This window comes from Mycolicibacterium parafortuitum (assembly GCF_010725485.1).
GTDB lineage: Bacteria > Actinomycetota > Actinomycetes > Mycobacteriales > Mycobacteriaceae > Mycobacterium.
The window spans coordinates 3,311,168-3,337,605 of sequence record NZ_AP022598.1 but is presented as its reverse complement, the minus strand read 5'-3'; the positions used below and the strand labels follow the sequence as shown (position 1 = coordinate 3,337,605).

The following is a 26,438-nucleotide window of genomic DNA, read 5'->3' as shown; positions in this document are numbered from 1 at the left end:
TGTTGGTTCGCCGACAAATCGGGTGTCACTGCGGGCCACTCCTGTTCGGTTCGGCGGTGGTAGAAGGTGTCTCGGGGACGCTGAATGTCGCGGGGACGACCCGCCCGTCGCCGCCGAGGGCCAGGACCTCGTCGAATCCTGCGAGCAGGCAGCGCGCGAACAGGTCCTGGTCGGTGATGGAGGCACGGTCGTAGCGGGCGGTGATGGTGCAGTAGCCCGACCGCGACACCAGCACCACCATCATCGCGACGCCGGGCAGCGGCCCGATGCCGTACTGCCGCAACACTTTCGCACCGGCGATGAAGGTGTCCCCGGCGTAGACGGGGACGTTGCTGGCCTGCACGTCGGCGTTGACGATGGACCCGGCCATGGTTTCCAGTACGGGGTCGGGCAGCAGGCTGACCACGGGCGCGATCGCGCCGACCAGATCGATCGCACGTTCTTCGCGCTTGCTGGTCATCTGCGCGCGGATCTCCTTGATCCTGACCTCGGGGTCGGACAGGCCGATCGGCGCAGCGAGGTTGACCCCGGCGAAGCGGTTCCCGCCGGCCGGGTCGGCCTCCGAGCGCAGGTTCACCGGGACGGCCATCGGCAGTGTGTCGACCGGCACCCCCATGGCTTCGTGGTAGAGCCGCAGCGCGCCGCACAGGCCTGCCAGATAAGCGTCGTTGATCGACCCGCCCGCGGCTTTCGAGGCGCGGTGCAGGTCGCTGAACTCGATGTCGATGGCCTCGCTGCGCGAGGACAGGCTGCGCCGGCGCAGGATCGGCGACGGGGTCGCGAACGGGCCGACCACCCGGACCCCCGACCTCGCGTAGTCGAAGGCGCTGCCCAGCCGGGTCACCGGGTCGCGGACCACGTGGCCGGCCACCTTGACCGAACCGACGAGCGCGTCGCGGACGCCGCCGAGGATGGTGCCGGGCAGCCGGTTGAGCCCGTTGCGCATCAGGTCGTTCGGCGACAGGTCGGTCGGCACCGGCAGCGGCGGTACGGGCTGCGGGGGCGGGTCCCGTTCGAGGTCGTAGAGGTTGGCGAACATCTCCACCCCGCCGACGCCGTCGGTGACCGCGTGGCTCAGGTGGACCATCAGCGCGGCCCGCCCGTTCTCGACGCCCTCGATCAGGGTGGCGGTCCACAGCGGCCGGGAGATGTCGAGCGGGGACTGTGCCGCGATCTCGGCGAGGTCCATGACCTGCCGCACGGTTCCGGGCTCGGGGACGCGGACCCGGCGCAGGTGGTAGTCGAGGTTGAAGTCCGGGTCGACGACCCAGCGGGGCGCGGCGGTGGGCAGCGTCGGGGTGACGACCTTCTGCCGCAACCGCAGCACCTTGCGCGAGGCGTGCTCGAAGCGGGTCCGGAATATGTCCCAGTCCGGCGCGGTGTCGAGCAGTTCGACGGTCATGATGCCCGAGCGGGTGCGCGGATTGGCCTCGCCGCGATGCAGGATCTGGTCGAGCGGGCTGAGTTCCTCCGGCAGTCCGGCCGCATCGAAGTCCGGCGCGTTGCTCATGTGCACCAAACTAGTCGGAGCGTTTGTGACAGGAGTGGCTTTAAGCGCCGTTGCCGAGCAGACCGGTCCCCGCCACGCGATAGACTTCCCCGGCGTTGCCTCCGTAGCTCAGTTGGATAGAGCAAGGGCCTTCTAATCCCTAGGTCGCAGGTTCGATTCCTGCCGGGGGCGCTTTGTGGTCAGGCGACCAGGGTCAGCTGATCGCTGTGCGCCGCGTACCCGGTCTGCGTCAGCGGGCGCTCGACCGCGATCGTCTCGAACGACTCGCTCTGCCACGCCCACATGAAGGCCCCCAGAGGAACCACCAGGCCCTTGCCGCCGGAGACCCCGGGATCGTTGAGATAGACCTTGCCGTTGTGGGTGTCCACGGCGATCACGACCACACCGTGGTTGGCGTTGACGCGGTCCGCCCCCGGGGTTCCCTCGTCCTCGGTGGCATCCCAGATCGTCTGGTTGTTCACCCCGGCGAGCACGCCGTTGCCACCCAGGAGCCATTTGCTCACGAAATCGAGTGCATCGAGGCCGTCGTTGAAGGTGGAATCGTCGTCCTTGTTGGGGAAGTACTTCAGCGCCGCGTCATTGCCACGGATGCGCAGCAGCGCGACCGCGTCCTCGGACTTGACCCCGTCTTCATTGCCGTCGCCGAGGTACATCATTTTGGACGGATCGACGACGCTGGGCGTGACCTTCGCCTGCGCGACGATCGCCTCTTCGAGGGCCCGGGTCGGCAGCACCCCGGTGAACTGACTTTCAATCATCAGAATCGACATCAGCATGCAGTTGTCGGCGTAATTCTGTTCCGCCCAGTACTTATTGTTGGACACGTTTCCGTAGAAGCCCGTTCCGCGGACGGAGACCTCGATCTCCTCTTCCACCTTCCTCGCGGTCACGCGGAAGGTGGATTCGGTGGTGTCACGCTGCGAAAGTCCGAGGCCGATCGCGATGTTGTGCATGACCAACTGCACGATCCCGAACAGACCGGTCCGGCGGGCCTCCTCGCCGTTGTCCGCACCGATGACGAACGAATCCGTGGTGTCCTCGTCGAAGTCTGCGGGGTCGAAGGTGTAGGTGTAGGTGCCGGTTTCCTGGTCGATGGTCAGGGTGCCGAGCTTCGGCCCCTCCTTGACGCTGTAGGTCAGCGTCAACCCGTTGTTGCTCTGGCCGTTGAGTTTCCCGGTGAAAACGCCCGGGGCGATCTCGACGTTGTCGGTCGGCGACAGGGTCGGCGCCTTGTTGAAGAAGGTGTAGGTGAGGTCGCGGATCAGCGTGTCCCACCACGAGTTCGGCGCCTGCGCGCCGGCGAGACCGCTGTCCTGACGAGAGTCGGGGGCCGCGGTGGCCGGACCGGCGCGCGGTGTCGCACCCCCGGAGGCGACCGGCGCCGCGGATTCGTCGTTCTCCACGACGTTGTCGCTCACCTCGGGATCGGGAACCACGACCTCGTCGACCGGGGTCACCTCCGCGGATTCGCCGGAGTCGGGGGCGCCGGAGTCGTCCCCGTCGGCGCCGACGGAGGCGCCGTCGGTGTCATCGGTGACCTCGGTGTCCGAGCTGTCGGTGTCGTCGTCCGCCGGTTCCGTGTCACGGCCCGCCGTCGACTGCCGCAGCAACGTGCCCTCTGCGGCTTTGCGGGACTGCCGGTGGGTGGTGACGGACTCACTGCCGGAGTCGGTACCCGCCCGATCCGCCCCGTCGGCGGCGCTGGAGCCGACGCTGACGGAATCGCCAGTCGAGCCGCCGGATTCGGTGTCGGCCGCCGCCACGGCGGCACCGCCCAGCAACGCCATAGCGAGACCGATGGTCAGCGCCCACGCGGCCAGCCAGGTGGAGGTATGCCTCCTGCGCATCGACGACGATGCCGCGCCTGAACTGAATTGTCGTGGAGCAGTGCCTGATTGCGGCAGCGCGATATTCACCATGAACCCCCCGACTCGTTCCGCGGCAGTGCGGACGTCCCACGTCGGGGTCAATCTAGCGCAAAGCCAGCAACACTTCTGACGATTCCGGAAATTCCGGAATTCCGGTCAGGCCCGCTGTTGCTGGGTGAAGTCCTCGGCGAGAAAGTTCAGCAGCACCTCGTTGAACTCGTCGGCATGGGTGACGGGGATGCCGTGCGGTCCGCCGGCGATCACGTGCAGCCGGCTGTCCGGAAGCGCCTCGTGCGTGCGTTTTCCGGAGCCCTCGAACGGCACCGTCGTGTCGCGGTCGCCGTGTACGACCAGGCTCGGCACCGTGACCTTGGGCAGGTCTTCACGGAAGTCGGTGCCACCGAACGCGGCCATACACGCCAGCGCCGCCACCTTGCTCGCGTCGCCGCACATCCGCAGCGCCTGCTGTCGCTGCTCCTCGTCGACCTTGAGTTCCCCGTCGACGGAGTAGACGTCGGTCATCAATTGCTCGTAGAACGCGTCCTGGTTCGCCGTCAGCGCCGCCGCCATCTTGGCCGCGTCCGTCGCGCCCAGCGGGCCGTCCGGATTGTCCTTGCGCGACGACATGAACGGCGTGACCGACGCCGCGAACACCGCACTGCGGATGCGCTCGACCCCTTTGCGCGCGCAGTACGCCGCGACCTCGCCGCCGCCCATCGAGTACCCGACCAGCGTCACGTCCCGCAGGTCGAGTTCCTCCAGCAGCGCCGACAGGTCATCGGACAGGCTCTCGTAGGTGTATCCGACCATCGGTTTGTCACTGCGCCCGAAGCCGCGCCGGTCATAGGTGACGACGCGGTATCCCGCACCGTGCAGCACGTCCACCTGAGCCGCCCAGGATCCGCTGTGCAGGGGCCAGCCGTGGATCAGCACGACGGGTCGTCCTTGTCCCCCGGTGTCGTCGACGTAGAGATCGGTGGTGCGCAGCGGGCCGCGGTAGGCGGTGATCGCAGTCATGAATGTCCTTCCCTCGACTGCTCTGCCCTGTACCCGCTCAGCGCCCGCTTACCTCATCGCGCTGCGCGGTCGATCACGGTTTGCAGGCCGTCGAGCACCCGGGCCAGACCGAACGTGAACGCGTGATCGGCGCTGTAGGCGCTGTCGTGTGCGTGTCCCGCGGCCGCCCCTACCCGTGCCGCGAGCGGGAACTTCTCGGCGTCGAACACCTCGGCCAGCAGGGGTTCCGCGCGCTCCCACCACGTCTGGTCGCTGATGCCGCTGTCCGCCTGCGCATTTCGGGTGTCGATGGTGATGCGGGCCACCGAGGTGACGAAACCGAGCACGAACGTCAGCGCGGAGTCCATGTCGAGATCGCTGAGCCCGAGCCCGTCGAAGGCACGTAGTTCGTGCTCGTACTTCGCGATCATCCCCGGACCGAGCGGGGGCCGAGTGCTCGCCAGTTGCGCGACCCACGGATGCGCGTCGAACGTCGCCCGATTCTCTGCGGCGATGGTGGAAATCCTGTCTCTCCAGCCCATCCCCGACAGGTCCGCACGCGACATCTGGGCGTACACCGTGTCGAGCATCAGGTCTAAGAGTTCGGCCTTGCCCGGAACGTAGGTGTAGGTGGCCATCGGCGCGATCCCGAGCCTCGCCGCGACAGCACGGATGGTCACCGCCGACAGACCGTCGGCGTCTGCGATCTCGATCCCGGCGGCCACGACCGAGTCGACGCTGGTCCGCTGTTTCGGCCCGCGGCCCACGCGCGGCTCACCGGAGGCGCGCCAGAGCAGCTCCAGCGTGCGCACCGGATCCCCGGCGCTGCTGCGTTCCGGCACAGAAGGCGGACTCATCCGGCCGATCGTAATGGACCTGGCCGAGCCGCAAAGTTTCCCGTACGTTGTACACCGTACATAGTACGAAGATCAGATCGAGAGGATCGAAGATGTCGCTGCCCACCCAGACCGCCTTCACGCCGTCCGCCGTCGACGTCCAGGAGGTGATGTCCTGGTTCGCCAACTACGACGCGCTGGCAGTCGCCAAGGACATCGAGGCGATGGCCGATCAGGCGATGTTCCCGCTCAACGAGGTCACCGACGGCTACGCCGCATCCTGTGACCGAGCCAAATTCGTCGCGCAGATGACCGAACAGCTCGGTGACGCCGGCGACGTGTCGATGGAGTCGGTGCGCACCCCGCACTTCATCAACGAGAACCTGGTGTTCGTCATCACCGACGCCACCATCACCGCGGGCGACTTCAGCCAGCAGGTGCGCTACGGCGATCTGTTGGTGAAATTGGGTGGCGAGTGGAAGTTCCAGACGATGGTGCAAGGCGGTTGGGGCGAGTTCTGACCCGCCGAGTCTGAACTTGTCGGCGAGTTCCGGCCGGAAAGTCGCCGACAAGTTCAGACTCGCGGACGGGCTCCGCCCGTAGGCTGGCCTCGATGCCCACCAGCCCGGACGGCCCACTCGATCAGCGACTGGTCGTGCAGCCGGACTCCGGCTACGTGTACCGCACCGCGTGGCCGGTGGCGACCGGCGACATCGGCTGCGACCTGACGCTTCGGCTCGACGGCGTCGCGCGCTACATCCAGGAGGTCGGCGCGGAGAACCTCGTCGACGCCGGCGAGGCCGAGGCACACCCGCACTGGCTCGTGCAACGCACCGTCATCGACGTGATCGAACCGATCGGGTTCCCCAATGAGATCGCGTTCAGCCGCTGGTGCTCGGCGCTGTCGACGCGGTGGTGCACGATGCGCGTCGACCTAGTCGGCAGCGACGGCGGGCGCATCGAGACCGAGGGGTTCTGGATCGCGATCAACGCGAAAACCCTGACGCCGCAGCGGGCCACCGACACTCTGATCGAACGGTTCTCCAGCACCACCGATCAGTACCGGCTCAAATGGCGGCCGTGGCTGGACAACCTGACCGACGCCGACGAGACGACACCGTTTGCGCTGCGGCGCACCGACATCGACCTGTTCGAACACGTCACCAACACCGCGTACTGGCACGCGATCCACGAGGTGACCGCCCGCGTCCCCGACCTCTGCAGCGCGCCGTACCGGACCGTCGTCGAATACCGCAAGCCGATCAAGTACGGCGAGGACGTCGTCATCGCCTGGCGTCGCCGCGACGACACTCCGCGCGTCGACATCGCGCTGACCGTCGACGGCGAGGTGCGGGCCGCGGCGGTGCTGTGCACGCTGTCGTTAGGCTGAGCCCCGTGTCCGAACTGGTACTGATGCAGGTCACCGACCGCGTCGCCGTCATCACAATCAACGATCCCGACCGCCGCAACGCCGTGACCGCGGAGATCTCGGCCGCGCTGCGGGCCGCCGTCAGCGCCGCCGAGGCCGACCCGGGCGTGCACGCGGTGATCGTCACCGGGGCGGGCAAGGCGTTCTGCGCCGGTGCCGACCTGACTGCACTGGGCGCGGCGACCGAGGACGGTCTGCGGGTGATCTACGACGGCTTCCTGGCCGTCGCACAGTGCAGCCTTCCGACGATCGCGGCGGTCAACGGCGCCGCCGTCGGTGCAGGACTCAATCTGGCGCTGGCGGCCGACGTGCGGATCGCCGGGCCCCATGCGATGTTCGACCCCCGCTTCCAGAAGCTGGGCATCCATCCCGGCGGCGGCGCGACCTGGATGCTGCAGCGGATCACCGGCCCCCAGGCCGCCCGCGCCGCGTTGCTGTTCGGGATGCGGTTCGACGCCGAGGCCGCCGTCCGCCACGGGCTCGCCCTCGAAGTGGCCGACGACCCGGTCGCCCGGGCGCGCGAACTGGCGGCAGGGCCCGCCGGTGCGCCTCGCGACGTCGTGGTGGCCACGAAGGCCTCGATGCGCGCCACCGCCCATCCGGGCACCGACGATCTGGAGCAGCACCGCCTCGCGGTCGACATCGAGATCGTCCCGCAGGCCACCTCGATCGAATCGCCCGAGTTCGCGGCCCGGCTGGCCGCAGCCAAGCGAAAGTAACCTAGGGCGCCAGCGCGACGATCCGCTCGGCACGCCGCAGCACCGGCATGTCGACCATCTGGCCCTCGAACTGGAACACGCCGCGCTCGGTCTGCGCCGCGGCCAGCACCCGTCGCGCCCAGTCGGCTTCCTTCTCGGTCGGCGTGTAGCCGTCCCGGATCACCGCGATCTGCGTCGGGTGGATCGCGACCTTGCCGTCGAAGCCGACCGCGACCGCGTCGTCGACCTCATCGCGCAGCCCGCCGAGATTCTTGATGTCGAGGAACACCGAATCCAGCGCCACCCTCCCGTAGGCCTTGGCGGCCAGCAGCGTCTGGGACCGGACATGGCGGGCGACCTCGCGGTAGGAGCCGTCCGGGTAGCGGTTGGCCGTCCCGCCGAGCGCGGCGAACAGGTCCTCGGCGCCCCACATCAACGCGTACGCGTTGTCCACCCGGGCCAGCTCGACGACGTTCAGCGCGCCCAGCGGCGTCTCGATCAGCACGATCACGTCCCACGGCGCCAACGCGCTGACCTGTTCTGGTGCTTCGGTTTTGGCCAGCATCACCGTGGTGTACGCGGTGCGCGAGACGGCTTGCAGGTCTGCTTCGTGATCGGCGGTGCCGGTGGGGTTGACCCGCACCACGGTCCGCTGCGGGTCCAGTGGGGTGTTCACCAACGCCTCGCGGGCCGCAGGCCGGTCCTTGGCCGCCACCCCGTCCTCCAGGTCGAGGATCACGATATCGGCTGCCGCGGCGGCCTTCTCGAATCGTTCCGGTCGGTCCGCGGGGCAGAACAGCCACGCCGTGCCAGGCGCCAGGGTCACTGCGCATCTCCTTCGGGTCGCTTGCGCACCATGGTCTTGCGCGATGCCGTCGCCACGACATCGCCGTGCTGGTTGCGCCCGACGTGGCTGAAGGTGACGATCCCCTCCCCCGGGCGGCTCTTGGATTCCCGCTTGTCGGTGACCTCGGTCTCGGCGTACAGCGTGTCGCCGTGGAAGAGCGGTTTCGGAAAAGCCACCTCACCGAACCCGAGGTTGCCGACGATCGTGCCCTGGGTCAGCTGCGCGACCGAAAGTCCGACCAGCGTCGACAGCGTGAACATCGAGTTGACCAGCCGCTGGTTGAACGGCGGCAACGCATCCGAGAACGCGGCATCGAGGTGCAGCGCCTGGGTGTTCATCGTCAGCGTCGTGAACAACACGTTGTCGGCCTCGGTGATGGTGCGGCCGGGCCGGTGCTGATAGATCACGCCGGTCTCGAATTCCTCGAACCACAACCCGCGCTGGACGACGATACGTTTCCCCGTCACAGCCCGAGCTCCCGCCCGATCAGCAGCAACTGCACTTCTGTTGTGCCCTCGCCGATTTCGAGGATCTTCGAATCGCGGTAGTGCCGGGCCACCGAGTACTCGTTCATGAAACCGTAGCCGCCGAAGATCTGGGTGGCGTCGCGGGCGTTGTCCATCGCGGCCTCGCTGGCGACCATCTTGGCGATCGCGGCCTGTTTCTTGAACGGCTTGCCCGACAACAGCAGTGCCGCGGCGTCGTAGTACGCGGCGCGCGCGACGTGGGCCCGGGCCTCCATCCGGGCGATCTTGAACGCGATCGCCTGGTTGCTGCCGATCGGGCGGCCGAAGGCCTCACGTTCCTTGGCGTACTTGACGCTTTCGTCCACGCAGCCCTGCGCAGCACCGACCGACAGCGCCGCGATCGCGATCCGGCCCTCGTCGAGGATCCGCAGGAAGTTCGCGTAGCCGCGGCCACGCTCACCGAGCAGATTCTGCTCGGGAACCCGGACGTCGTCGAAGCTCAGCGGGTGGGTGTCCGACGCGTTCCAGCCCACCTTGTTGTAGGCCGGCTCGGCGGTGAAACCAGGGGTCGGGACCGGCACCAGGATCGACGAGATCTCCTTCTTGCCGTTGTTCTCACCGGTGACCGCGGTGACGGTGACCAGTTTGGTGATGTCGGTGCCGGAGTTGGTGATGAACTGCTTGCTGCCGTTGATGATCCAGTGGCCGTCGTCGAGTTTGGCGGTGGTCTTCGTCGCGCCGGCATCGCTGCCGCCGCCCGCCTCGGTCAGGCCGAACGCGCCGAGGGCCTTGCCACTGGCCAGCAGCGGCAGCCATTCCTGCTTCTGGTCCTCGGAGCCGAACCGGTACACCGGCATCGCCCCGAGGGAGACGCCGGCCTCCAGCGTGATCGCCACACTCTGGTCGACCTTGCCGAGCTCCTCCAGCGCCAGGCACAGCGCGAAGTAGTCGCCGCCCATGCCGCCGTACTCCTCGGGGAACGGCAGGCCGAACAGCCCCATGTCGGCCATGCCGGAAACGACTTCGTACGGGAACGAGTGCTCCTCGTCGTGTTTGGCCGCGACGGGTGCGACGACGCTCTGGGCGAAGTCCCGCACCGTCTTGGCCAGCTCCGCGTAGTGGTCGGGAAGGGTCCCGGTCGCGAGAAAATCGGTCATGCTTGCGGCTCCTTGCTTGCCGTGACGCGGGCCAGGACCTGACCCACCTTGACTTGTTCGCCCGCGTCGACCAACAACTCCACCATCCCGTCGACGGGTGCGGACAACGCGTGCTCCATCTTCATCGCCTCGACGGTGACCACCACGGTCCCCGCCGCGACGGTCGCCCCGTCCTCGACGCCGACGGCGACCACGGCGCCCGGCATGGGGCTGGTCAGTTCGGCGTCTCCGCTGTGTTCGTCGTCGGGGCGCACCGGCGCCTCACGGACCTCCTCGACCATCGCGACGCGTCCGGCGCCGGCCAGCCACACCTGGTGTCCGGCCTCGGCGACGGCGTAGTCGGTGCGCAGTCCGTCGATCGTGACCGCGAGCCGGTCCCCGTCCAATTCGGCGCGCAGCGTTCGGGTTTCCCCGCCTTCGACGGTCGCGGTCGCACTGTCGGGGGTGCCGGTGAGCCAGACGTGGTCGGTGCGCTCACCGGCGTGCAACCGGACGGTGGTGGGTGCGCGGCCGGCGATGCGCCAGCCCGACGGCGCCTCCCACGGGTCGGCGGGCGTCGCAGGCCAGGACCGCAGCCAGCGGTAGGCGGCGCCGGCGATCAGATCCTCGTCGGAGGGAGGCGCGGGCACGAAGTCGGGCAGCCGCCGGTCGAGCAGCCCGGTGTCCAGGTCACCGGCGGCGACGTCGGGGTCGGCGAGCAGGAAGCGAAGGAACTCCACGTTGGTGGTCAGCCCGAGGACCGCGGTGTCGGCGAGCGCGGCATCGAGCGCGCGCAGTGCGGCCGGCCGGTCGGCGGCGTGCGCGATCACCTTGGCCAGCATCGGGTCGTAGTCGCTGCCGACCACGGTGCCGACCCGCAACCCGGAGTCGACGCGGATCCCGGGTCCGGCCGGTTCCCGCAGACCGGCGACATCGCCGCCGGTGGGCAGGAAGCCGCGCGCGGGGTCCTCGGCGTACACCCGGGCCTCGATCGCGTGGCCGTCGAGCCGGATGTCGTGCTGCGCGATCGGCAGCTTCTCTCCCGAGGCGACCCGGACCTGCAGCTCGACCAGGTCCAGTCCGGTCACCATCTCGGTGACCGGATGTTCGACCTGCAGGCGGGTGTTCATCTCCATGAAGAAGAACTCGTCGGGCCGGTCGGCAGACACGATGAACTCCACGGTGCCCGCGCCGGTGTAGTCGACGCTGCGGGCGGTGTCGCATGCGGCGGTGCCGATCCGCGCGCGGGTCTCGGGATCGAGGAGCGGCGACGGCGCCTCTTCGATGACCTTCTGGTGGCGGCGCTGCAGGCTGCACTCCCGCTCACCGAGCTGCACGATGTTGCCGTGGGTGTCGGCGAGCACCTGCACCTCGATGTGGCGCGGGTTGAGCACGAACCGCTCGAGGAACAGGGTGTCGTCATTGAACGCCGACGCCGCTTCGCGGCGCGCGCTGGCGAGCGCGGCGGGCAGATCGGCGGCGTCGTGCACGACCCGCATACCCTTGCCGCCGCCGCCGGCGGACGGTTTCACCAGAACCGGGAAACCGATCTCCGGCGCGCCGGCGATCAGATCGTCGTCGGTCAAGCCGGGCCGCGAGATACCAGGAACCACGGGGACACCGAACGCCGAGACGGCCGCCTTGGCCGAGATCTTGTCCCCCATGGTCTCGATCGCCGAGACCGGCGGACCGATGAACACCACACCGGCGGACTTCAGCGCATCGGCGAATTGCGAGTTCTCCGACAGGAATCCGTAGCCGGGGTGGACGGCCTGCGCGCCGGTGCGTTCGATCGCGGAAAGCAGCGCGTCGACGGACAGGTAGCTCTGTCGCGCCGGGGCGGGGCCGATGTTGACTGCGACGTCGGCCTCCCGGACGTGCCGGGCACCGGCGTCGGCGTCGCTGAACACCGCGACCGAGCGGATACCCATCGCCCGCAGCGTGCGGATGACCCGGACCGCGATCTCGCCGCGGTTGGCCACCAGAACCGTATCGAACATGTTCACATCCTGAAGACGCCGTAGGACACCGGCTCCAGCGGAGCCTGGCCTGCCACCGAAAGTGCCAATCCCACAATGTCTCTGGTGTCGGCGGGGTCGATGACACCGTCGTCCCACAGCCGTGCGGTGGAGTAGTAGGGATTGCCCTGGCTCTCATACTGCTCGCGGATCGGCGCCTTGAACGCCTCTTCTTCCTCGGGGGTCATGTCGCCACGCACGGTGGCCAGCACCGACGCGGCCTGCTCGCCGCCCATCACCGAGATCCGCGCGTTCGGCCACATCCACAGGAAGCGCGGCGAATACGCCCGTCCGCACATCGAGTAGTTGCCCGCCCCGTAGGACCCACCGATCACCACGGTCAACTTCGGCACCCGCGCGCACGCCACCGCGGTGACCATCTTCGCGCCGTGCTTGGCGATACCGCCGGCCTCATAGTCGCGCCCGACCATGAATCCGGAGATGTTCTGCAGGAACAGCAGGGGCGTGTTGCGTTTGTCGCACAGCTCGATGAAATGCGCACCCTTGACTGCGGATTCGCCGAACAACACCCCGTTGTTGGCGACGATCCCGACCGGGTGGCCGTGGATGCGGGCGAAGCCGGTCACCAGCGTGGTGCCGTATTCGGCCTTGAACTCCGCGAACTCGCCGCCGTCGACGATGCGGGTGATCACCTCGTGCACGTCGTAGGGCACCCGGGAGTCGACGGGCACGACGTCGTAGAGCTCGCTCTGGTCGGCGACCGCGGCGACGGCCGGCGCCACCTCCCACGGCGGCGCGGCTTTCGGCGCCAGCGTCGCGACGATGCGGCGAACGATCCGCAGCGCGTCGCGGTCGTCGTGGGCCAGGTGGTCGGTGACCCCGGAGACCTTCGAGTGCAGATCACCGCCACCGAGTTCCTCGGCGGTGACGACCTCTCCGGTCGCCGCCTTCACCAGCGGCGGCCCGCCGAGGAAGATGGTGCCCTGGTTCCGCACGATCACGGCCTCGTCGCTCATCGCCGGGACGTATGCACCGCCGGCGGTGCAGGAGCCCAGGACCGCGGCGATCTGCGCGATTCCCTTGGCGCTCATGGTCGCCTGGTTGTAGAAGATCCGGCCGAAGTGCTCGCGGTCGGGGAACACCTCGTCCTGGCGCGGCAGGAACGCCCCGCCCGAGTCGACCAGGTAGATGCACGGCAGCAGGTTCTGCAGCGCGATCTCCTGGGCGCGCAGGTGCTTCTTGACCGTGACCGGGTAGTAGGTGCCGCCCTTCACCGTCGCGTCGTTGGCGACGATCATGCATTCCCGCCCGGACACCCGGCCGATGCCGGCGATCATGCCCGCCCCGGGGCACTCGTCGTCGTACATGCCGTCGGCGGCCAGCGCGGCCAGTTCCAGGAACGGGCTGCCGGAATCGAGCAGGCCGTTGACGCGGTCGCGCGGAAGCAGCTTGCCCCGGCCGATATGGCGCTCCCGGGCCCGTTCGGGACCCCCGAGCGCGGCCGCGGCGAGCTTGGCCCGCAACTGGTCGACCAGCGCGACGTGATCGTCGCGATGAGATGCCCGCGCTGCCATCGCTGAACCCACCTTATAGTTAATGGCGACTAACCGAGTGGTATGTTAATCATCATTAACTGTTGGTGTCCACCATCGGCGGGAGGTTCGTCACATGGCTTCCACGGACGCGGCCTCGCCACGCAGCAGGGCGAAGTCCGATCGCCGTGGTCAACTGGTCGCCGCTGCCGAGCGGCTGTTCGCCGAACACGGCTATCTGGCGGTGCGGCTGGAGGACATCGGCGCCGCGGCCGGGGTCAGCGGCCCGGCGATCTACCGGCATTTCCCGAACAAGGAGGCCCTGCTGTCGGAGCTGCTGGTGGGGATCAGCACCCGGCTGCTGGCCGGTGCGAGCGACGTGGCCGACGCCGCCGCCGATGCGGACTCGGCGCTGCAGAACCTGATCGACTTCCATCTGGACTTCGCCCTCGACGAGTCCGACCTGATCCGCATCCAGGACCGCGACCTGGGCAACCTGCCGCCCGCGGCCAAGCGTCAGGTGCGGCGTAAACAGCGGCAGTACGTCGAGATCTGGGTGGATGTGTTGCAGCGGCGCGATCCCCTGCTGACCGAGGCCGCCGCACGGGTGATGGCGCACGGAACATTCGGCCTGCTCAACTCGACGGCCCACAGCATGAAGCCGGGAGCGACGAAAACGGCCGAGGCCAGCTCGCGCACCGTCCTCCGGGAGATGACGGTCGCGGCGCTGACCTCGGCCGCAAACAGCTAGACGTCGCGTGGGTCCCGCTGCTAATACCAGGCTCGGCGGCCCGCGACCGGTCGGCCGACGGATCCCAGGATCCAGAACACCGCACCGATGACGAGCAGCACGATGCCGATGTAGAACAGGATCGGCATGCTGAACAGGTACCCCAGAAGCAGCAGAAGCGCTCCGAAGACGATCATGTCAGTCCATTTCTCTCCAGACGGCCAATCAGCGTTCTACTGACTGGGTTGCGGGACGTTGCATTCGGTGACCTTCGGGTTGACGCCCGCATAGTTCAGCGGCCCGGCCACGACGGTCAATGCGATGCTTCCGGCTGTGGCGCAATTCGTTTCGCTACCGCTGAAGTAATCGCGTTGATACGCGGCGAACACGCCGATCAACAACCAGACGAGCACAATGACCCCGAGAATTCCTCGCATTGTGTGCCTCCTTGGTCTGCGCGCCCGGAAGTGGCGCGCAGCAAGGTTTTACCCCGCGGAAAATTCAGATAAACCTCGGCTCGGACAGGTCATCCAGCGAATGCCGCGGTGAGCCAATCGCACATCGCGCGCCGCAACACCGCGCGGTTCTCCCGTTTGTCGATCTCGTGGCCGTCGTCGTCGAAGGTCAGCAGTTCGACCTTGCGTCCGAGCGCGCTCAGCGCTTCACACATCTGCTGCGACTCGCTCGGCGGCACATTGGTGTCGTTGAGGCCGTGGACGAGCAGCAGTGGCGCGGTGATCGCCTCGGCGCGCGGCAGCGGGGACAGCCGCTCCAGCAGATCCTGGTCGCTGACCGGATGCCCGTATTTGGGGTAGGCCGCCGCGGCGATCCACTGTTCGGTGTTGCGGTACCAGGTGTTCAGGTCGCTCATGCCACAGATGCTGATGCCCGCGGCGAAGTGGTCGGGGTGGAACGCCAACGCGGCCTGGGTCAGGTATCCCCCGTAGGACCATCCGCAGCACGCCACCTTGCCTGCGGGCGCGTGACCGCCGTCGACCAGGAACCGCACCGCATCGGCGACGTCGTCGATCGCGGCGAACCGGCGCTCGCGGTCGTCGGCGTGCATGAAGGACCGGCCGAATCCGCCCGAACCGCGCACGTTCGGCAGGAAGACACAGATCCCCTCCTGCAGCAGCGCCGGGAAGAACTCGTTGTATCCGGGTCTGCCCTGCCCTTCGGGTCCGCCGTGCAGGAACAGCATCGCGCCGATCGTCTCGACGCCCTCGGGCGGGGTGAACAGCCATCCGCTGAAGGTCATGCCGTCCCGCGCGGTGATGGTCTCCAGGGTCGGATCGGCCGACACCGGGCCGCGGGAGGGCTCGCGGTCGACGAGTTGCCACTCCCGGGTGCGGGGATCGACCAGTTCCACCGCCGGTGGGTTCGACGGACCCTCGACCGTCAGCGCCAGCATCGATCCGCCGGCACTGATGCTGAGCTCACTGGCCACCATGCCCGGCAGCGGGATCGGATCATAGAGCGTCCCGTCGGCGTATTCGAGGATCTGTAATTCGCTGGCGCCGTGCAGGTTCCACAGCAGAGCCACCGTCGACAGGTCGTCGCTGACGGTGAACTCGTCGAGTTCGCAGCCCGGGCGTTCGGCCACCACCTGGTAGGTGACACCCTCCGCGGTCACCGTCACCTCGAGCAGCCGCGCGTGTTCGGCGCCGTTCTCGCTGCGGATCAGCGCCCGCACATAGCCCTCGGTGCTGTTGACGTCGTAGGTCTTGGCGGGCTGGTACAGCGCGAAGTGCTCCCCGTCGGGGCCGGTGCGCAGCCGTCTGGGGTGGTGGTCGTCGAGGATCACACCGGTGTCGGTGGTGGAACCTGGGTCATAGGGCAGCAGGCCGGTCTCGACCAGGCCGCGCAGCATGATCAGGTCGCGGTAGCCGCGCGGGCCGACGCGCACCAGCGAGGCACCGGCCCACGCGTCGACCAGGCGCCCACCCGAGCGGCGGTCCAGCACGGTGGTCGGCCCGCCCGAGGGATCGATCAGGCAGGAGCTGCCGACACCGTCCTCACCGGTCAGAATCGCCGCGACGAGCGTGCCGTCCCACCCGATCAGCTCAGCGGTGCCCTCCACCCCGGACGGCCAATAGTCGATCCGGCGGGCCGCGCGGTCATCGGGATCTGTTGTGACAACCCAGATCTGGCTGCGGGTGCTGCCTTCGGGCGCGACTTGGCAGGCCAGCCAGTGCCCGTCGGCGGAGTGCAGTACCCGGGTGACGGGACCGTCGACGGGCAGCTCGACGTCACGCGACGAGCTCGCGCGCCACCCGCGCAGGAACCGCTGGACCGCCCGGGGATACCCGCCGTCGTCGACGAGGTGGGCGAACGCGGTGGCGTCAGGTGACATCGACGCGCCGTAAATCCGGCGGACCTGTTCTGCCACGGTTCCCGATTGTGCACGGTCGGCCCCGGCGCCGCCGGGTCGGCCGGTGCTCGAGGGCTCTGAGCGGCCGCACAGGTACCCTCGCAGCCATGAGGTGGGCATGAAAGATTCACCCGACCGCGGCGGCGATCAATGGGGTGAGCGCAACTCCGGGTACTCCGGATACTCCGATCCTGCCTACGCCAGCCAGACGCCGTACGGACCGCCGTATCAACAGCCGGCGCAGGCTCCGCAACCCACCGAGCGCCTTCCCGCGTACCCGCAGTACGGCTATGACCCGTACGCGACGGGTCAGTACCCGCCTCCCAGCCCGCAGGGCTACGGCGCCGAGCCGCCTCAGGAGCCGAAGTCGCCTCGCTGGCTGTGGGTCGTCGCAGGCGTCGCCGTGGTCCTGGTCATCGGTCTGGTGATCGCGCTCGTGATCGTCAACAGCTCGCGGCAGCAGACGGTGGTGGCCCCGCTGCCGTCGGTACCGGAGCCATCGTTGAGCACCCCGTCTCCGACGCCCACCACCCGCGCGCCGCGCACCACCACGAGGCCGTCCACCCCGGTGGCACCGCTGCCCACCCTGCCGACCGGCCCGACGACACCGCTCAAACCGCCGACGACGCGGGGTGCCACCGACTCCGTCGTCTACACCGTCGACGGCGAGGGCCGGGCCATCAACCTGACCTACGTCGACACCGGCGGGCTGCTCCAGACCGAGTTCAACGTGATGCTGCCGTGGAGCAAGGAGGTGGCGCTGCCGCAGCCGGGCGAGACGTCGGCGAGCATCAGCATCATCAACGTCGGTCGCGAGGTGACGTGCTCGATCTCGGTCAACGGTGTGCAGATGGACCTGAGCACCGGTGTCGGTCTGACCATCTGCACGTCGACCGGGTAGTTCCCTAGATGCGGTGCGGGGCACGCACCGGCAGGAAGAGCAGCAGCCCGGCCACGACGACGAGCAGCAGGCCGGCCATCCCGGCGCGGTAGCTGTCGAAGATGTCGATGAACAACGAAAACAGCCACGGTGCCAGGAATGTCGCGGCGCGACCGGCCGTGGTGTACAGCCCGAACGTGACGCCCTCCTTGCCGTGTTCGGCCATCCGCATCATCAAGGTGCGCGCCGAGGACAACGTCGGGCCGATGAACAGGCACAGCAGCAGCCCGCACACCCAGAACGCCAACGGTCCCGACACCGCCATCAGGGTCAGCCCCACCGCGATCAACGCCGACAGCGATGCGACGATCACCGTCTTGGAGCCCACGCGGTCGTCGAACCGCCCACCCACGACCGCCCCGAGTGCCGCGACGACGCAGGCCGCGACGCCGAACAGCAGCACGTCGGCATCCGAGACCCCGTAGACGTTGACGCCGAGCACGGCGCCGAAGGTGAAGATCCCGGTCAGCCCGTCCCGGAACACGGCACTGGCGCCCAGGTAGTAGACGAGGTTGCGGTCTCGGCGCCACTCGGCGCGCACGTCGGACCACAGCCGCCGGTACGCGCCGAAGAAGCCGACGCGAGGCGGGGGCGCCGCGTCGTTCTTCGGCGCGAAGATCAGCAGCGGCAACGCGAACAGCGCGAACCATGCCGCAACCAGCAGCATCGCCGCGCGCACGTTCTGCCCGTCGCCGACCGGAATCCCGAGCAGTCCGCGGGTGTCGCCGTCACCGGAGATGAAGCCCAGATACACCACCAGCAGTGCGAGCACGCTGCCGAAGTAGCCCAAGGCCAATCCGATGCCGGAGATGCGGCCCGAAGTCTGCGGCGTGGACAGTTCGCGCAACATCGCGTTGTAGGGCACCGTGGCCAACTCGCTGCACGCCGCGGTGCACGCCAGCAACACCAGCCCCGGCCACAGGTAGCGGTGGTCGTCTCGGATCAGGCTCAGCGAGGCCGTGAACAACACCACCAGTCCGGTCAGTACGGCCAGGGCGCGGCGGCGGCGCGAAGGCGCGTCGACGAGCACCCCGGTGACCGGGGCCAGCAGCGCGACCACCAGACCGGCCAGCGCCAGCGCGCGGCCCAGCCAGCTCGCCGGGCTGGTGTCCCCCGGCAGGTCGTCGCCGACGGTGGTGGTGAGGTAGACGGTGAAGACGAACGTGATGACGATCGCATTGATCGCTGTCGCCCCGAAATCCCACATCGCCCAGGCCAGCACGCGTGAGCGCGGCGCCGCATCGATGGGCGGGCCGGTCGTGGGCGGCAGCTGGCTCATGGTCGCTCACGATATAGTCCGGCCCATGCCAGTACCCGCTCCCAGCGCGGACGCTCGCGCCGTCGTCACCGGCGCTTCGCAGAACATCGGTGAGGCGCTGGCCGTCGAGCTCGCCCGCCGTGGCCATCACCTGATCATCACCGCCCGCCGCGAAGAGGTGCTCAACACCCTCGCCGAGCGGCTGCGCGCCGACTTCGGCGTCACCGTGGAGGTACGCGCCGTCGACCTGGCCGACCCGGCCGCGCGCGACGTGTTCTGCGAGGAGCTGGCCACCCGCAACATCTCGATCCTGTGCGCGAACGCCGGCACCGCGACGTTCGGCGCCGTCGCCTCCCTGGATCCGGCCGAGGAACGGAAACAGGTGCAGCTCAACGTGCTCGGCGTACACGACCTGGTGCTTGCCGTGTTGCCGGGCATGGTCGAGCGGCGGGCCGGCGGCATTTTGGTCTCCGGTTCGGCGGCGGGCAACTCCCCGATCCCGAACAACGCGACCTACGCCGCGACGAAAGCGTTCGCGAACACGTTCAGCGAATCGCTGCGCGGCGAGGTGAAATCGTCCGGGGTGCACGTCACGGTGCTCGCGCCGGGACCGGTACGCACCGAGCTGCCCGACCCCGACGAGCAGTCCCTCGTCGAGAGGTTGATCCCGGACTTCCTGTGGATCGACACCGAGTACACCGCCAAGGTGTCGCTGGATGGGTTGGAGCGCAACAAGATGCGCGTCGTCCCCGGCCTGACGTCGAAGGCGATGTCAACCGCCAGCGGCTATGCGCCGCGCTCGATCGTCGCGCCGATCGTCGGCGCCGTCTACAAGAAGCTCGGCGGCGACTAACCTCGGTTTCTCGCCGAAATCGCATTCCGGCAGCGGAAGTTCGAGTAGCAGGCTGACCAGAAGCAATCTCGGCGGTCAGCGATCGCGGGTCAGCGGCGGCGCTTACGCCGGCCCGTGCCGAAGATGCTGCGGGTGATCTCGCGCCCGATCACCGTCCCCGCCGAGCGCATCGCGCTCTTGAACGCCGGGTTGGCCATCACCTGATCGAGGAAGCCGGGCTCGGGGGGCGACGCGGGTGCGGGCATCGGCGGGATGTCCATCGGCGGTGGGACGTACACCGGAGGCTGCTCGGTCGGCGAAGGGGCGACGGGCGGCTGGGGCACCGGCGGTGGTGGCGCCAGACGCGCCGCGAGCCGTTCATAGGCAGAGTCCCGGTCGACCGTCTGGCCGTACTCGGCCTGCAGCGGGCTGGCTTGGGCCGCCGCGGCGATCGCGTCGGACCCGATGGTGTCCATCAGCGACCGCGGCGCGCGCATCCGGGTCCAGGCCACCGGCGTCGGTGCGCCCCTCTCCGAGAGCACGGTCACGACGGCCTCGCCGGTGCCCAGCGACGTCAGAGCCGATTCGAGGTCGTACACGTCGGTTTTCGGATAGGTGCGGACGGTCTTGGTCAGCGCCTTCTGATCGTCAGGGGTGAACGCACGCAGCGCGTGCTGGATCCGCGCGCCGAGCTGGCTGAGGACCTCTTTGGGGATGTCTCCGGGCAGCTGGGTGCAGAACAGCACACCGACACCCTTGGACCGGATGAGTTTGACGGTCTGCTCGACCTGGTCGAGGAACGCCTTCGACGCGTCGGAGAACAGCAGGTGCGCCTCGTCGAAGACGAAAACCAGCTTGGGTTTGTCGACGTCACCGACCTCGGGCAGCGTGGTGAACAGATCGGCGAGCACCCACATCAGAAACGTCGAGAACAGCACCGGCCGGGCCGCCTGGCTGCCCAGTTCCAGCAGCGTGATGACGCCACGCCCGGACGCGTCGACGCGCATCAGATCGTCGGGTTCGAGCTCCGGCTCGCCGAAGAACGTGTCCGCGCCTTCGGCCTCCAGGTTCACCAGTGCCCGCAGGATCACCCCGGCCGTCGTCGTCGACACCGCACCGAGCGCCTTGAGCTGCGGTTTGCCCTCGTCGCTGGTCAGGTACTGGATGACCGAGCGCAGGTCTTTGAGGTCCAGCAACGGCAGCCCCTGCTGATCGGCCCAGTGGAAGATCAGCCCGAGCGTCGATTCCTGAGTCTGGTTCAGCCCGAGCACCTTTGACAGCAGGATCGGCCCGAAGCTGGTGATGGTCGCGCGCACCGGCACCCCGATGCCCGAGGTGCCCAGCGACAGGAACTCCACGGGGTAGGCCGCCGGGGCCCAGTCGTCGCCGGTGTCGGCGGCGCGCTCGGCCACCTTGGCCCCGGGTTCACCGGGCCTGGACAAGCCCGACAGGTCGCCTTTGACGTCGGCCATCACCACCGGCACCCCGGCCGCCGAGAGCTGTTCGGCCAGCACCTGCAGCGACTTCGTCTTGCCGGTGCCGGTCGCACCGGCCACCAGCCCGTGGCGGTTCAGCGTGGCCAACGGGATCCGGACCCGCGCGGCCGGGTCGCAGACGCCGTCGACGACGACGGTGCCGAGCTCGACCGCTGCTCCTTCCGCCGCATAACCTGCGGCGATCTGCTGCGCGGGGGTGGCGGAAGGGTGCGTGCTCATGGGTCGAACCCTACTGCGGCGGGACCTGCCTGAGATGGGTGCCGCAAGCCGTTGTGCGCCGGTGGGCTTACTGTTGAGCGCTGTGCGAGACGAACTGGTGTGGATCGACTGCGAGATGACGGGCCTGGACCTGAAATCCGACCTGCTCATCGAGATCGCGGTACTGGTGACCGATTCGGAGCTGAACATCCTCGGCGACGGCCTCGACGTGGTCATCCACGCCGACGACGCCGCGCTGTCCTCGATGGTCGACGTCGTCGCCAAGATGCACGCCAAGTCGGGCCTCGTCGACGAGGTGCGCGCGTCCACCGTCGACGTCGCAACCGCCGAGGACATGGTGCTGACCTACATCCGGGAGCACGTCAAACAGGCCAAGACCGCGCCGCTGGCCGGGAACTCGATCGCGACCGACCGCGGGTTCATCGCCCGCGACATGCCCAAGCTCGACGACTTCCTGCACTACCGGATGATCGACGTCAGCTCGATCAAGGAGCTGTGCAGGCGCTGGTACCCGCGGATCTACTTCGGGCAGCCCGAGAAGGGGCTCGCGCACCGCGCGCTGGCCGACATCCACGAGTCGATCCGCGAGCTGCGCTACTACCGCCAGACCGCGTTCGTCGCGCCGCCCGGGCCCTCGACCAGCGACATCGCGGCCGTCGCGGCCGAGTTGGGACCCCCTAGGCAGGACGAGAAGCAGGACGATTCGGCTCCAGAGGGGTCCACCGGCTAATATGACCAAGCCGCTTTCGAGAAGCGGCGATGGTGGCTGTAGTTCAGTTGGTAGAGCACCAGGTTGTGATCCTGGCTGTCGCGGGTTCGAGTCCCGTCAGCCACCCCGAAAGGGAAACGCCGCCTACTTCGGTAGGCGGCGTTTCTGCTGTCCGGGCGTCACACGTTGGCGTTGCCAGCCTTCCACTGCTCCCACGGGATGTTCCAGTCCCCCAGCCCGTCGGTGCCCGGCAGCGGCGATCCGACGGTGTTGACGATCTCGACGATGTCGCCGCGCTTGGAGTTGTCGTAGAACCACTGGCCGTTGCTCGTGCTGACGTTGATGCAGCCGTGGCTGACGTTGGCTTCGCCCTGGCTGCCCACCGACCACGGCGCCGCGTGCACGTAGATGCCGCTGTAGGAGATCTGGGTGGCCCAGTCGACCTCGGTGCGATAGCCGTTGGGCGAGTTGGTCGGAACGCCGTAGGTCGACGAATCCATGATCATGTGCGACCTGCGGTCACCGACGATGTAGACGCCGTTGTTGGTCGGCGTGCTGTTCTTGCCCATCGACACCGGCATGGTCTTGACGACCTCGCCATTGCGGCGCACCGTCAACGTCTTGGTGTTGTCGTCGACGGTGCTGATCACCTCGTCGCCGATGGTGAAGCTCGTCGACACGTTGTCCTGACCGAACAGACCGTCGCCCAGGTCGACGCCGTAGGTGTTGACCTCGACCTCGACCTTGGTGCCGGGCTTCCAGTACTTGGCTGGGCGCCAACGGACTTCACGGTTGTTCAACCAGTAGAACGCGCCCTCGACGGGCGGTTCGGTCTTGACGGTGATGGCGCGTTGTGCGGCCAACCGGTTCGGGATGTTCTCGTCGAACCGGATGGCGACCGGCTGCCCCACCCCGACGACCTCACCCTCGTTGGGCAAAACGTAAGGCATCGTGAGATTTTCCGGGCTGTGCGTCTCGAACGTCATCTGCCGGCTCGCGACCCCGCCGAGCCCCAGCGCCTGCGCGGTGAGCGTGTAGCGCTTGTTGTACCCGAGGGGTTCGGAGGTCTCCCACGTCAGGCCGTCCTCGGAGAGCTTGCCCTCCACCGACTTGCCGTTCTCGTTGACCATCGTCACCGAGCCCAGGACACCGTCTTCGGCGCTGACCGTGACGGGCGCGCCCGCGCTGACGCCGACGGCGCCGTCCTTGACCGACGACGACAGCTTCGGCACCAAGAGGTCACCGAACGGGGTGCCCTTGTCCGTGATCACCTGCGGCTTGGGGGTTTCGGTGCTCCCCGCGCAGGCGCTGAGGCCCAGCACAAGCGCGGGAACCAGCGCAACGGCCACCCACCAGGACCGTCTCGCCCGCGCACGGCTCGCCGTGTTGACCTGCCACATACTTCCGCTCCACCTCACATCAGGGCTGTTTCGCCCGCGACCCAATGCCGCCAATTCTACGGTCCGTTCCGAGGTTGGGGCACGACTGCGATGTCGGCTCCGAAAACGCGCGGACGTGCGGATTTCCGTCTTTCGCCGCGGGCCTGTTATTGTCTCACACGCGCGCCGTTAGCTCAGTTGGTAGAGCAGCTGACTCTTAATCAGCGGGTCCGGGGTTCGAAACCCTGACGGCGCACCACCACAACAAAGGCCCTGTATCCACAGGGCCTTTGTTGGTTTTCGGGCTGCTGGTTTTCGGGAATGCTCCTAGGCCGCGACCACCGCGGCGGCCAATTCGCCGGTCACCGGTTCGGCGGTCGATACCGTCGGCAGCGACAGCGTCACGCCCTGGACGTCGATGAAGCCGATCTGGGTCAGATCGAGATACGGCGTGGCGAACCCGGTCAACTGCAACGTGAGCGTGTCCCCGGCGCCCGCCGTGTAGGCGATCTGCTCCAGATCGAACGTCACGGTGCGACTCCTGCCGTCGAGCGTCACCGGGATCGCGGTGACCAGGTTGCCCAGCACCAGGCCGGTGGCATCGTCGACGATCTGACCGTAGATGTGCGTGGCGGTGCCCAGACCCTCGTAGGTCAGCGTGACCTGTGGAGCACCCACGAACTGAGCGCCCTCGGGCGGGGCGATCGTCATGTTCAGCGCCAGCGACGCCTTGGACGCGGTTGCCGGGGACAGCAACCACGGCGTGGGCGATTGGGTCTGGGGACCGGACCCGCCGATCGGGATGATCGGCAGGAATCCGCCGTCGTCCTGCGTGACGAAAGGCTCGCCGTAGAACCCTGACTCCGTCGGCATCACCTCGGAAGCGTGATAGTCACCGTTTTGGTCGTACCACTCGAAGCGGGGTCCCGTAGGCACCAGTTCGTTGCCGCGCACGTACCGGTCGAGCCAGTCCATCGTCGCGTTCACCAAATGCGTCGCCTGGTTGTCGTTCGGCGGGTTCAGACAGATGCCGTGCCCACCGCAGGCCCAGATCATGTCCACCGGAACACCATTCGCGCCGAGCATCGCGGCGTTGGTGAACGCCTGTCGGAGCGTGAACAATCCGTCGACGGTGCCCTGGATCAACAGCGTCGGCGCGGTGATGCTGTTGACCAGCACTGTCGGGCCACTGCTCTCGATGATGGCCTGCTGGACCTCGGTGATGAACCCGAGCAGATCGCCGAGGATGATCGCGGGGTAGATCTGCGCGTTGATCCGGGCGCCGGCGGTCAGCAGGTCCAGGCCTAGCAGGGTCGCCCAGCCCGACTTGAACGCCTTCTCGGGATAGAGCGCCATGGTCAGCGAGTTCCAGGCGATCACCGGAACGATGGCTTCGACCCTCTTGTCGATTCCCGCGGTCACCAGCTGGATTCCGCCGCCGTAGGAGCCGCCGACCATGCCCATCACCGGATCCCCCGGCGCGTTCGTCTTGACCCCCGGCAGGGTGGCGGCCCAGGAGATCAGCGCCTGAACGTCGCGGCCCTCGAAGAACGGACTGTCGAGCTGCAGGATCCCGCCGGAGGCGAACTCCCCGCGGGGATCCCAGGTCACCACGTTGTAGCCGCCGTCGCGCAGTGTCTTGATCCCGGGTATCAGGTTCGCCAGCGAGATCACCGCGGTCGGGTCGGTGTAACCGGCGCTGCCCAGCCCCGGGCCGTTGAAGATCGTCTCCGCGTCCTGCCCGTTCTGCAGCCCGGCGGCCGGGAAGAAGTTGACACTGATCTTCGTGCCGTCAAACGACTCCACCTTCGTCGTGAACGCGAAAGGCACGTTCTCCGGGATCATCTCGCCGGTGTCGACCGTGACCGAGGTGATCACGCGGTAACCGATGATCGGCTGCAGGACCGCTCCGAGGATCGGGGTCTGCTGCAGCGTGAGCACGATCGGGTCCACGAGGTCGCCGAGTACCGGGATCTGCTTGAGCAGGACCACCAGCGCGCTCTCCTGGCTGACCATCACCGTGAAGGTGTCGCTACCGCGGGCATTGACCACGGCCAGATCCGGCAGGAACGTGAACCCGCCGGCGGTGCTGAGGAGGGTGGTCTTGCCGCCCTCCGGCGACGAGCCGATGACCGTGTAGAACAGCTGACGTCCGTTCGTGGCGGTCGCATTGATCGACCCGTAGATCACGCCGTCCTCGAACGCCATGGTGGCCGGGTCGACGACGATCGGGCCGGCGAAAAGCGCTTCCCGCCGCGCCGCCGCGGCGGCGGCCCAGGACAGCGGCGAATCCGCGGGCAGCCCGGCCGGGCCTCCCCCGGCGAACGGCGTGAAGATGGCGTCGATGAGCGCCGCCCAGGGGTTCGGCACCGCGGTGGTGGCGGTCTGCGTCGCGGTCGCAGACGTGCGTCCCGCCACGGCTGCGGGACTGGACAGCCACGTCAGGGCCTGGGCCGTGCGGCCCGCCGGCGCGACTTCGGCGACCTCGTCGGTCGAGCCGGCAGGCTCGGCGGCGGTGTTCCCGGCCGACGGGGTCGTCGCCTCGTTGGTGTCGGTGTCGGTGTCGGTAGAAGCGGACTCACGCCCCGGCGCGGCGCCGCGCGCCCTGGCGGGCTTGCGGGACGTGTCGGCTTCGTCGGCGTCAGCCGATTCTTCGGTGACGGCAGATTCCTCGTCGGCTGCATCGCCGTCTACGTCGTCGGCTGCATCGTCATCGACAGCGTCGGCGTCGGTGTCCTCGCGGGAGCCGGACGTGGGCTTCGCACCCGTGGACGCCTTGTCACCGGAGTCGGCGGATGCCGTCTCGGCGGGGCCGGAGCGCGGGGCCGACACCGTGGAATCCGCACCGTCCGCCGCAGGCTTGGCAACGGCCGCACCGTAGCCACCGAGGACGGCCGTGCCGACCCCGAAAGCGACCGCGAGGCCCCCGACTCGGCCGATATACCTGGCTGCGTTCATCGTTACCCCTGCTCAGACGGTCGACAACGCAGCAAACTATATCCCCGGCCAGGCGCCGGAGATGGGCAAATCGCGAGATCGCTCTGCGCGACCCCGCACCGCACACGCCACGGCACCAGAATCACGGAAACCATTGATGATCAACGTGTTTCATGCGAAATCCGAAGCGGATGCACCTGCGAATCCCCAACGCCCGACCCTGTCGACGGCGCTGAATTCCGGCAGCGGCGGCAATCATCGGTGAACAG

General features: G+C 68.1%; 23 protein-coding genes and 3 tRNA genes. 10 read left to right on the top strand and 16 right to left on the bottom strand.

Features of this window, described 5'->3' with window-relative positions; translation table 11 throughout:
• Nucleotides 1-25: 25 nt before the first annotated feature.
• Entirely contained in the window at nucleotides 26-1,510 is a 1,485-nt protein-coding gene (locus tag NTM_RS16105) for a wax ester/triacylglycerol synthase family O-acyltransferase (RefSeq protein WP_163766835.1), read from the bottom strand.
• A gap of 97 nt (nucleotides 1,511-1,607) precedes the next feature.
• On the opposite strand from NTM_RS16105, the gene NTM_RS16100 reads away from it, so the two are divergent.
• Nucleotides 1,608-1,681: transfer RNA gene (locus NTM_RS16100), tRNA-Arg, on the top strand.
• An 8-nt stretch (nucleotides 1,682-1,689) separates the two neighbouring features.
• Here NTM_RS16100 and NTM_RS16095 read toward each other — a convergent pair.
• From NTM_RS16095 to NTM_RS16085, 3 genes are all read right to left on the bottom strand, one after another.
• Nucleotides 1,690-3,357, bottom strand: a complete 1,668-nt coding sequence (locus tag NTM_RS16095; RefSeq protein ID WP_163766834.1) for a hypothetical protein — start codon at nucleotides 3,355-3,357, stop codon at nucleotides 1,690-1,692.
• A gap of 177 nt (nucleotides 3,358-3,534) precedes the next feature.
• On the bottom strand, nucleotides 3,535-4,395 hold the full coding sequence (locus NTM_RS16090) for an alpha/beta fold hydrolase (protein WP_104863457.1): 861 nt from the start codon (nucleotides 4,393-4,395) through the stop codon (nucleotides 3,535-3,537).
• Between the two features lie 53 nt (nucleotides 4,396-4,448).
• On the bottom strand, nucleotides 4,449-5,231 hold the full coding sequence (locus NTM_RS16085) for a TetR/AcrR family transcriptional regulator C-terminal domain-containing protein (RefSeq protein ID WP_163766833.1): 783 nt from the start codon (nucleotides 5,229-5,231) through the stop codon (nucleotides 4,449-4,451).
• 92 nt (nucleotides 5,232-5,323) lie between these two features.
• Here NTM_RS16085 and NTM_RS16080 point away from each other — a divergent pair, with 92 nt between their 5' ends.
• The 3 genes from NTM_RS16080 (at nucleotide 5,324) to NTM_RS16070 (ending at nucleotide 7,358) form a co-directional block, all read left to right on the top strand.
• Nucleotides 5,324-5,731, top strand: coding sequence for a nuclear transport factor 2 family protein (locus tag NTM_RS16080; protein WP_163766832.1), 408 nt, complete (start codon nucleotides 5,324-5,326; stop codon nucleotides 5,729-5,731).
• 92 nt (nucleotides 5,732-5,823) lie between these two features.
• On the top strand, nucleotides 5,824-6,600 hold the full coding sequence (locus NTM_RS16075) for an acyl-[acyl-carrier-protein] thioesterase (protein WP_104863460.1): 777 nt from the start codon (nucleotides 5,824-5,826) through the stop codon (nucleotides 6,598-6,600).
• A gap of 5 nt (nucleotides 6,601-6,605) precedes the next feature.
• On the top strand, nucleotides 6,606-7,358 hold the full coding sequence (locus NTM_RS16070) for an enoyl-CoA hydratase (protein ID WP_083143988.1): 753 nt from the start codon (nucleotides 6,606-6,608) through the stop codon (nucleotides 7,356-7,358).
• 1 nt (nucleotide 7,359) lies between these two features.
• On the opposite strand, the gene NTM_RS16065 is transcribed toward NTM_RS16070, so the two are convergent.
• Genes NTM_RS16065 through NTM_RS16045 form a run of 5 tightly spaced genes read right to left on the bottom strand, consistent with a single transcriptional unit; the run spans nucleotide 7,360 to nucleotide 13,340 of the window.
• The gene (locus NTM_RS16065; protein WP_163766831.1) at nucleotides 7,360-8,163 is read right to left on the bottom strand and encodes an HpcH/HpaI aldolase/citrate lyase family protein; all 804 of its coding nucleotides are present in this window, start codon (nucleotides 8,161-8,163) and stop codon (nucleotides 7,360-7,362) included.
• Complete coding sequence (locus NTM_RS16060) at nucleotides 8,160-8,651, bottom strand: MaoC family dehydratase (RefSeq protein WP_163766830.1); 492 nt, start codon at nucleotides 8,649-8,651, stop codon at nucleotides 8,160-8,162. The genes NTM_RS16065 and NTM_RS16060 overlap by 4 nt, the downstream gene beginning before the upstream one ends.
• Nucleotides 8,648-9,808, bottom strand: coding sequence for an acyl-CoA dehydrogenase family protein (locus NTM_RS16055; RefSeq protein ID WP_163766829.1), 1,161 nt, complete (start codon nucleotides 9,806-9,808; stop codon nucleotides 8,648-8,650). The genes NTM_RS16060 and NTM_RS16055 overlap by 4 nt, the downstream gene beginning before the upstream one ends.
• Entirely contained in the window at nucleotides 9,805-11,787 is a 1,983-nt protein-coding gene (locus tag NTM_RS16050; protein WP_163766828.1) for an ATP-binding protein, read from the bottom strand. Before NTM_RS16050 ends, NTM_RS16055 begins: the two co-directional genes overlap by 4 nt.
• A 2-nt stretch (nucleotides 11,788-11,789) precedes the next feature.
• On the bottom strand, nucleotides 11,790-13,340 hold the full coding sequence (locus NTM_RS16045) for a carboxyl transferase domain-containing protein (RefSeq protein ID WP_163766827.1): 1,551 nt from the start codon (nucleotides 13,338-13,340) through the stop codon (nucleotides 11,790-11,792).
• Nucleotides 13,341-13,434: 94 nt separating this feature from the next.
• Here NTM_RS16045 and NTM_RS16040 point away from each other — a divergent pair, with 94 nt between their 5' ends.
• The gene (locus NTM_RS16040; protein ID WP_163766826.1) at nucleotides 13,435-14,049 is read left to right on the top strand and encodes an SACE_7040 family transcriptional regulator; all 615 of its coding nucleotides are present in this window, start codon (nucleotides 13,435-13,437) and stop codon (nucleotides 14,047-14,049) included.
• A gap of 20 nt (nucleotides 14,050-14,069) precedes the next feature.
• Here NTM_RS16040 and NTM_RS28565 read toward each other — a convergent pair whose 3' ends face one another.
• The 3 genes from NTM_RS28565 to NTM_RS16030 all read right to left on the bottom strand — a co-directional run bounded on the left by NTM_RS28565 (nucleotide 14,070) and on the right by NTM_RS16030 (nucleotide 16,381).
• Nucleotides 14,070-14,225, bottom strand: a complete 156-nt coding sequence (locus tag NTM_RS28565; RefSeq protein WP_170311981.1) for a hypothetical protein — start codon at nucleotides 14,223-14,225, stop codon at nucleotides 14,070-14,072.
• A gap of 36 nt (nucleotides 14,226-14,261) precedes the next feature.
• Nucleotides 14,262-14,465: a hypothetical protein gene (locus tag NTM_RS16035; protein WP_083143982.1), complete on the bottom strand. Its 204-nt coding sequence runs from the start codon at nucleotides 14,463-14,465 to the stop codon at nucleotides 14,262-14,264.
• An 89-nt stretch (nucleotides 14,466-14,554) separates the two neighbouring features.
• On the bottom strand, nucleotides 14,555-16,381 hold the full coding sequence (locus NTM_RS16030) for an alpha/beta hydrolase family protein (protein ID WP_163769510.1): 1,827 nt from the start codon (nucleotides 16,379-16,381) through the stop codon (nucleotides 14,555-14,557).
• Between the two features lie 136 nt (nucleotides 16,382-16,517).
• Between NTM_RS16030 and NTM_RS16025 the strand changes: the two genes are divergently transcribed.
• Complete coding sequence (locus tag NTM_RS16025) at nucleotides 16,518-17,300, top strand: hypothetical protein (protein WP_163766825.1); 783 nt, start codon at nucleotides 16,518-16,520, stop codon at nucleotides 17,298-17,300.
• Nucleotides 17,301-17,304: 4 nt separating this feature from the next.
• On the opposite strand, the gene NTM_RS16020 is transcribed toward NTM_RS16025, so the two are convergent.
• Entirely contained in the window at nucleotides 17,305-18,618 is a 1,314-nt protein-coding gene (locus tag NTM_RS16020; protein ID WP_163766824.1) for an MFS transporter, read from the bottom strand.
• A gap of 25 nt (nucleotides 18,619-18,643) precedes the next feature.
• Here NTM_RS16020 and cmrA point away from each other — a divergent pair, with 25 nt between their 5' ends.
• On the top strand, nucleotides 18,644-19,450 hold the full coding sequence (gene cmrA, locus NTM_RS16015) for a mycolate reductase (protein WP_104863581.1): 807 nt from the start codon (nucleotides 18,644-18,646) through the stop codon (nucleotides 19,448-19,450).
• Between the two features lie 89 nt (nucleotides 19,451-19,539).
• On the opposite strand, the gene NTM_RS16010 is transcribed toward cmrA, so the two are convergent.
• Nucleotides 19,540-21,144: a helicase HerA-like domain-containing protein gene (locus NTM_RS16010; RefSeq protein ID WP_163766823.1), complete on the bottom strand. Its 1,605-nt coding sequence runs from the start codon at nucleotides 21,142-21,144 to the stop codon at nucleotides 19,540-19,542.
• An 82-nt stretch (nucleotides 21,145-21,226) separates the two neighbouring features.
• Between NTM_RS16010 and orn the strand changes: the two genes are divergently transcribed.
• Entirely contained in the window at nucleotides 21,227-21,874 is a 648-nt protein-coding gene (orn, locus tag NTM_RS16005; RefSeq protein WP_104863470.1) for an oligoribonuclease, read from the top strand.
• Nucleotides 21,875-21,906: 32 nt separating this feature from the next.
• Nucleotides 21,907-21,979 (top strand) — tRNA-His (locus NTM_RS16000).
• Between the two features lie 53 nt (nucleotides 21,980-22,032).
• On the opposite strand, the gene NTM_RS15995 is transcribed toward NTM_RS16000, so the two are convergent.
• Entirely contained in the window at nucleotides 22,033-23,253 is a 1,221-nt protein-coding gene (locus tag NTM_RS15995) for a L,D-transpeptidase (protein ID WP_163766822.1), read from the bottom strand.
• A 162-nt stretch (nucleotides 23,254-23,415) separates the two neighbouring features.
• On the opposite strand from NTM_RS15995, the gene NTM_RS15990 reads away from it, so the two are divergent.
• Nucleotides 23,416-23,491: transfer RNA gene (locus NTM_RS15990), tRNA-Lys, on the top strand.
• Between the two features lie 68 nt (nucleotides 23,492-23,559).
• On the opposite strand, the gene NTM_RS15985 is transcribed toward NTM_RS15990, so the two are convergent.
• Nucleotides 23,560-26,190, bottom strand: coding sequence for a S15 peptidase family protein (locus NTM_RS15985; protein WP_163766821.1), 2,631 nt, complete (start codon nucleotides 26,188-26,190; stop codon nucleotides 23,560-23,562).
• Nucleotides 26,191-26,438 lie beyond the last annotated feature (248 nt).

Excerpts from the sequence above, each read along its gene's own strand:
- NTM_RS16105 (WP_163766835.1), bottom strand. The coding sequence starts at position 1,510 with ATGAGCAACGCGCCGGACTTCGATGCGGCCGGACTGCCGGAGGAACTC.
- NTM_RS16095 (WP_163766834.1), bottom strand. The coding sequence starts at position 3,357 with ATGCGCAGGAGGCATACCTCCACCTGGCTGGCCGCGTGGGCGCTGACC.
- NTM_RS16090 (WP_104863457.1), bottom strand. The coding sequence starts at position 4,395 with ATGACTGCGATCACCGCCTACCGCGGCCCGCTGCGCACCACCGATCTC.
- NTM_RS16085 (WP_163766833.1), bottom strand. The coding sequence starts at position 5,231 with ATGAGTCCGCCTTCTGTGCCGGAACGCAGCAGCGCCGGGGATCCGGTG.
- NTM_RS16080 (WP_163766832.1), top strand. The coding sequence starts at position 5,324 with ATGTCGCTGCCCACCCAGACCGCCTTCACGCCGTCCGCCGTCGACGTC.
- NTM_RS16075 (WP_104863460.1), top strand. The coding sequence starts at position 5,824 with ATGCCCACCAGCCCGGACGGCCCACTCGATCAGCGACTGGTCGTGCAG.
- NTM_RS16055 (WP_163766829.1), bottom strand. The coding sequence starts at position 9,808 with ATGACCGATTTTCTCGCGACCGGGACCCTTCCCGACCACTACGCGGAG.
- NTM_RS16050 (WP_163766828.1), bottom strand. The coding sequence starts at position 11,787 with ATGTTCGATACGGTTCTGGTGGCCAACCGCGGCGAGATCGCGGTCCGG.
- NTM_RS16045 (WP_163766827.1), bottom strand. The coding sequence starts at position 13,340 with ATGGCAGCGCGGGCATCTCATCGCGACGATCACGTCGCGCTGGTCGAC.
- NTM_RS16040 (WP_163766826.1), top strand. The coding sequence starts at position 13,435 with ATGGCTTCCACGGACGCGGCCTCGCCACGCAGCAGGGCGAAGTCCGAT.
- NTM_RS28565 (WP_170311981.1), bottom strand. The coding sequence starts at position 14,225 with ATGATCGTCTTCGGAGCGCTTCTGCTGCTTCTGGGGTACCTGTTCAGC.
- NTM_RS16035 (WP_083143982.1), bottom strand. The coding sequence starts at position 14,465 with ATGCGAGGAATTCTCGGGGTCATTGTGCTCGTCTGGTTGTTGATCGGC.
- NTM_RS16030 (WP_163769510.1), bottom strand. The coding sequence starts at position 16,381 with ATGTCACCTGACGCCACCGCGTTCGCCCACCTCGTCGACGACGGCGGG.
- NTM_RS16025 (WP_163766825.1), top strand. The coding sequence starts at position 16,518 with ATGAAAGATTCACCCGACCGCGGCGGCGATCAATGGGGTGAGCGCAAC.
- NTM_RS16020 (WP_163766824.1), bottom strand. The coding sequence starts at position 18,618 with ATGAGCCAGCTGCCGCCCACGACCGGCCCGCCCATCGATGCGGCGCCG.
- cmrA (WP_104863581.1), top strand. The coding sequence starts at position 18,644 with ATGCCAGTACCCGCTCCCAGCGCGGACGCTCGCGCCGTCGTCACCGGC.
- NTM_RS16010 (WP_163766823.1), bottom strand. The coding sequence starts at position 21,144 with ATGAGCACGCACCCTTCCGCCACCCCCGCGCAGCAGATCGCCGCAGGT.
- NTM_RS15995 (WP_163766822.1), bottom strand. The coding sequence starts at position 23,253 with ATGTGGCAGGTCAACACGGCGAGCCGTGCGCGGGCGAGACGGTCCTGG.
- NTM_RS15985 (WP_163766821.1), bottom strand. The coding sequence starts at position 26,190 with ATGAACGCAGCCAGGTATATCGGCCGAGTCGGGGGCCTCGCGGTCGCT.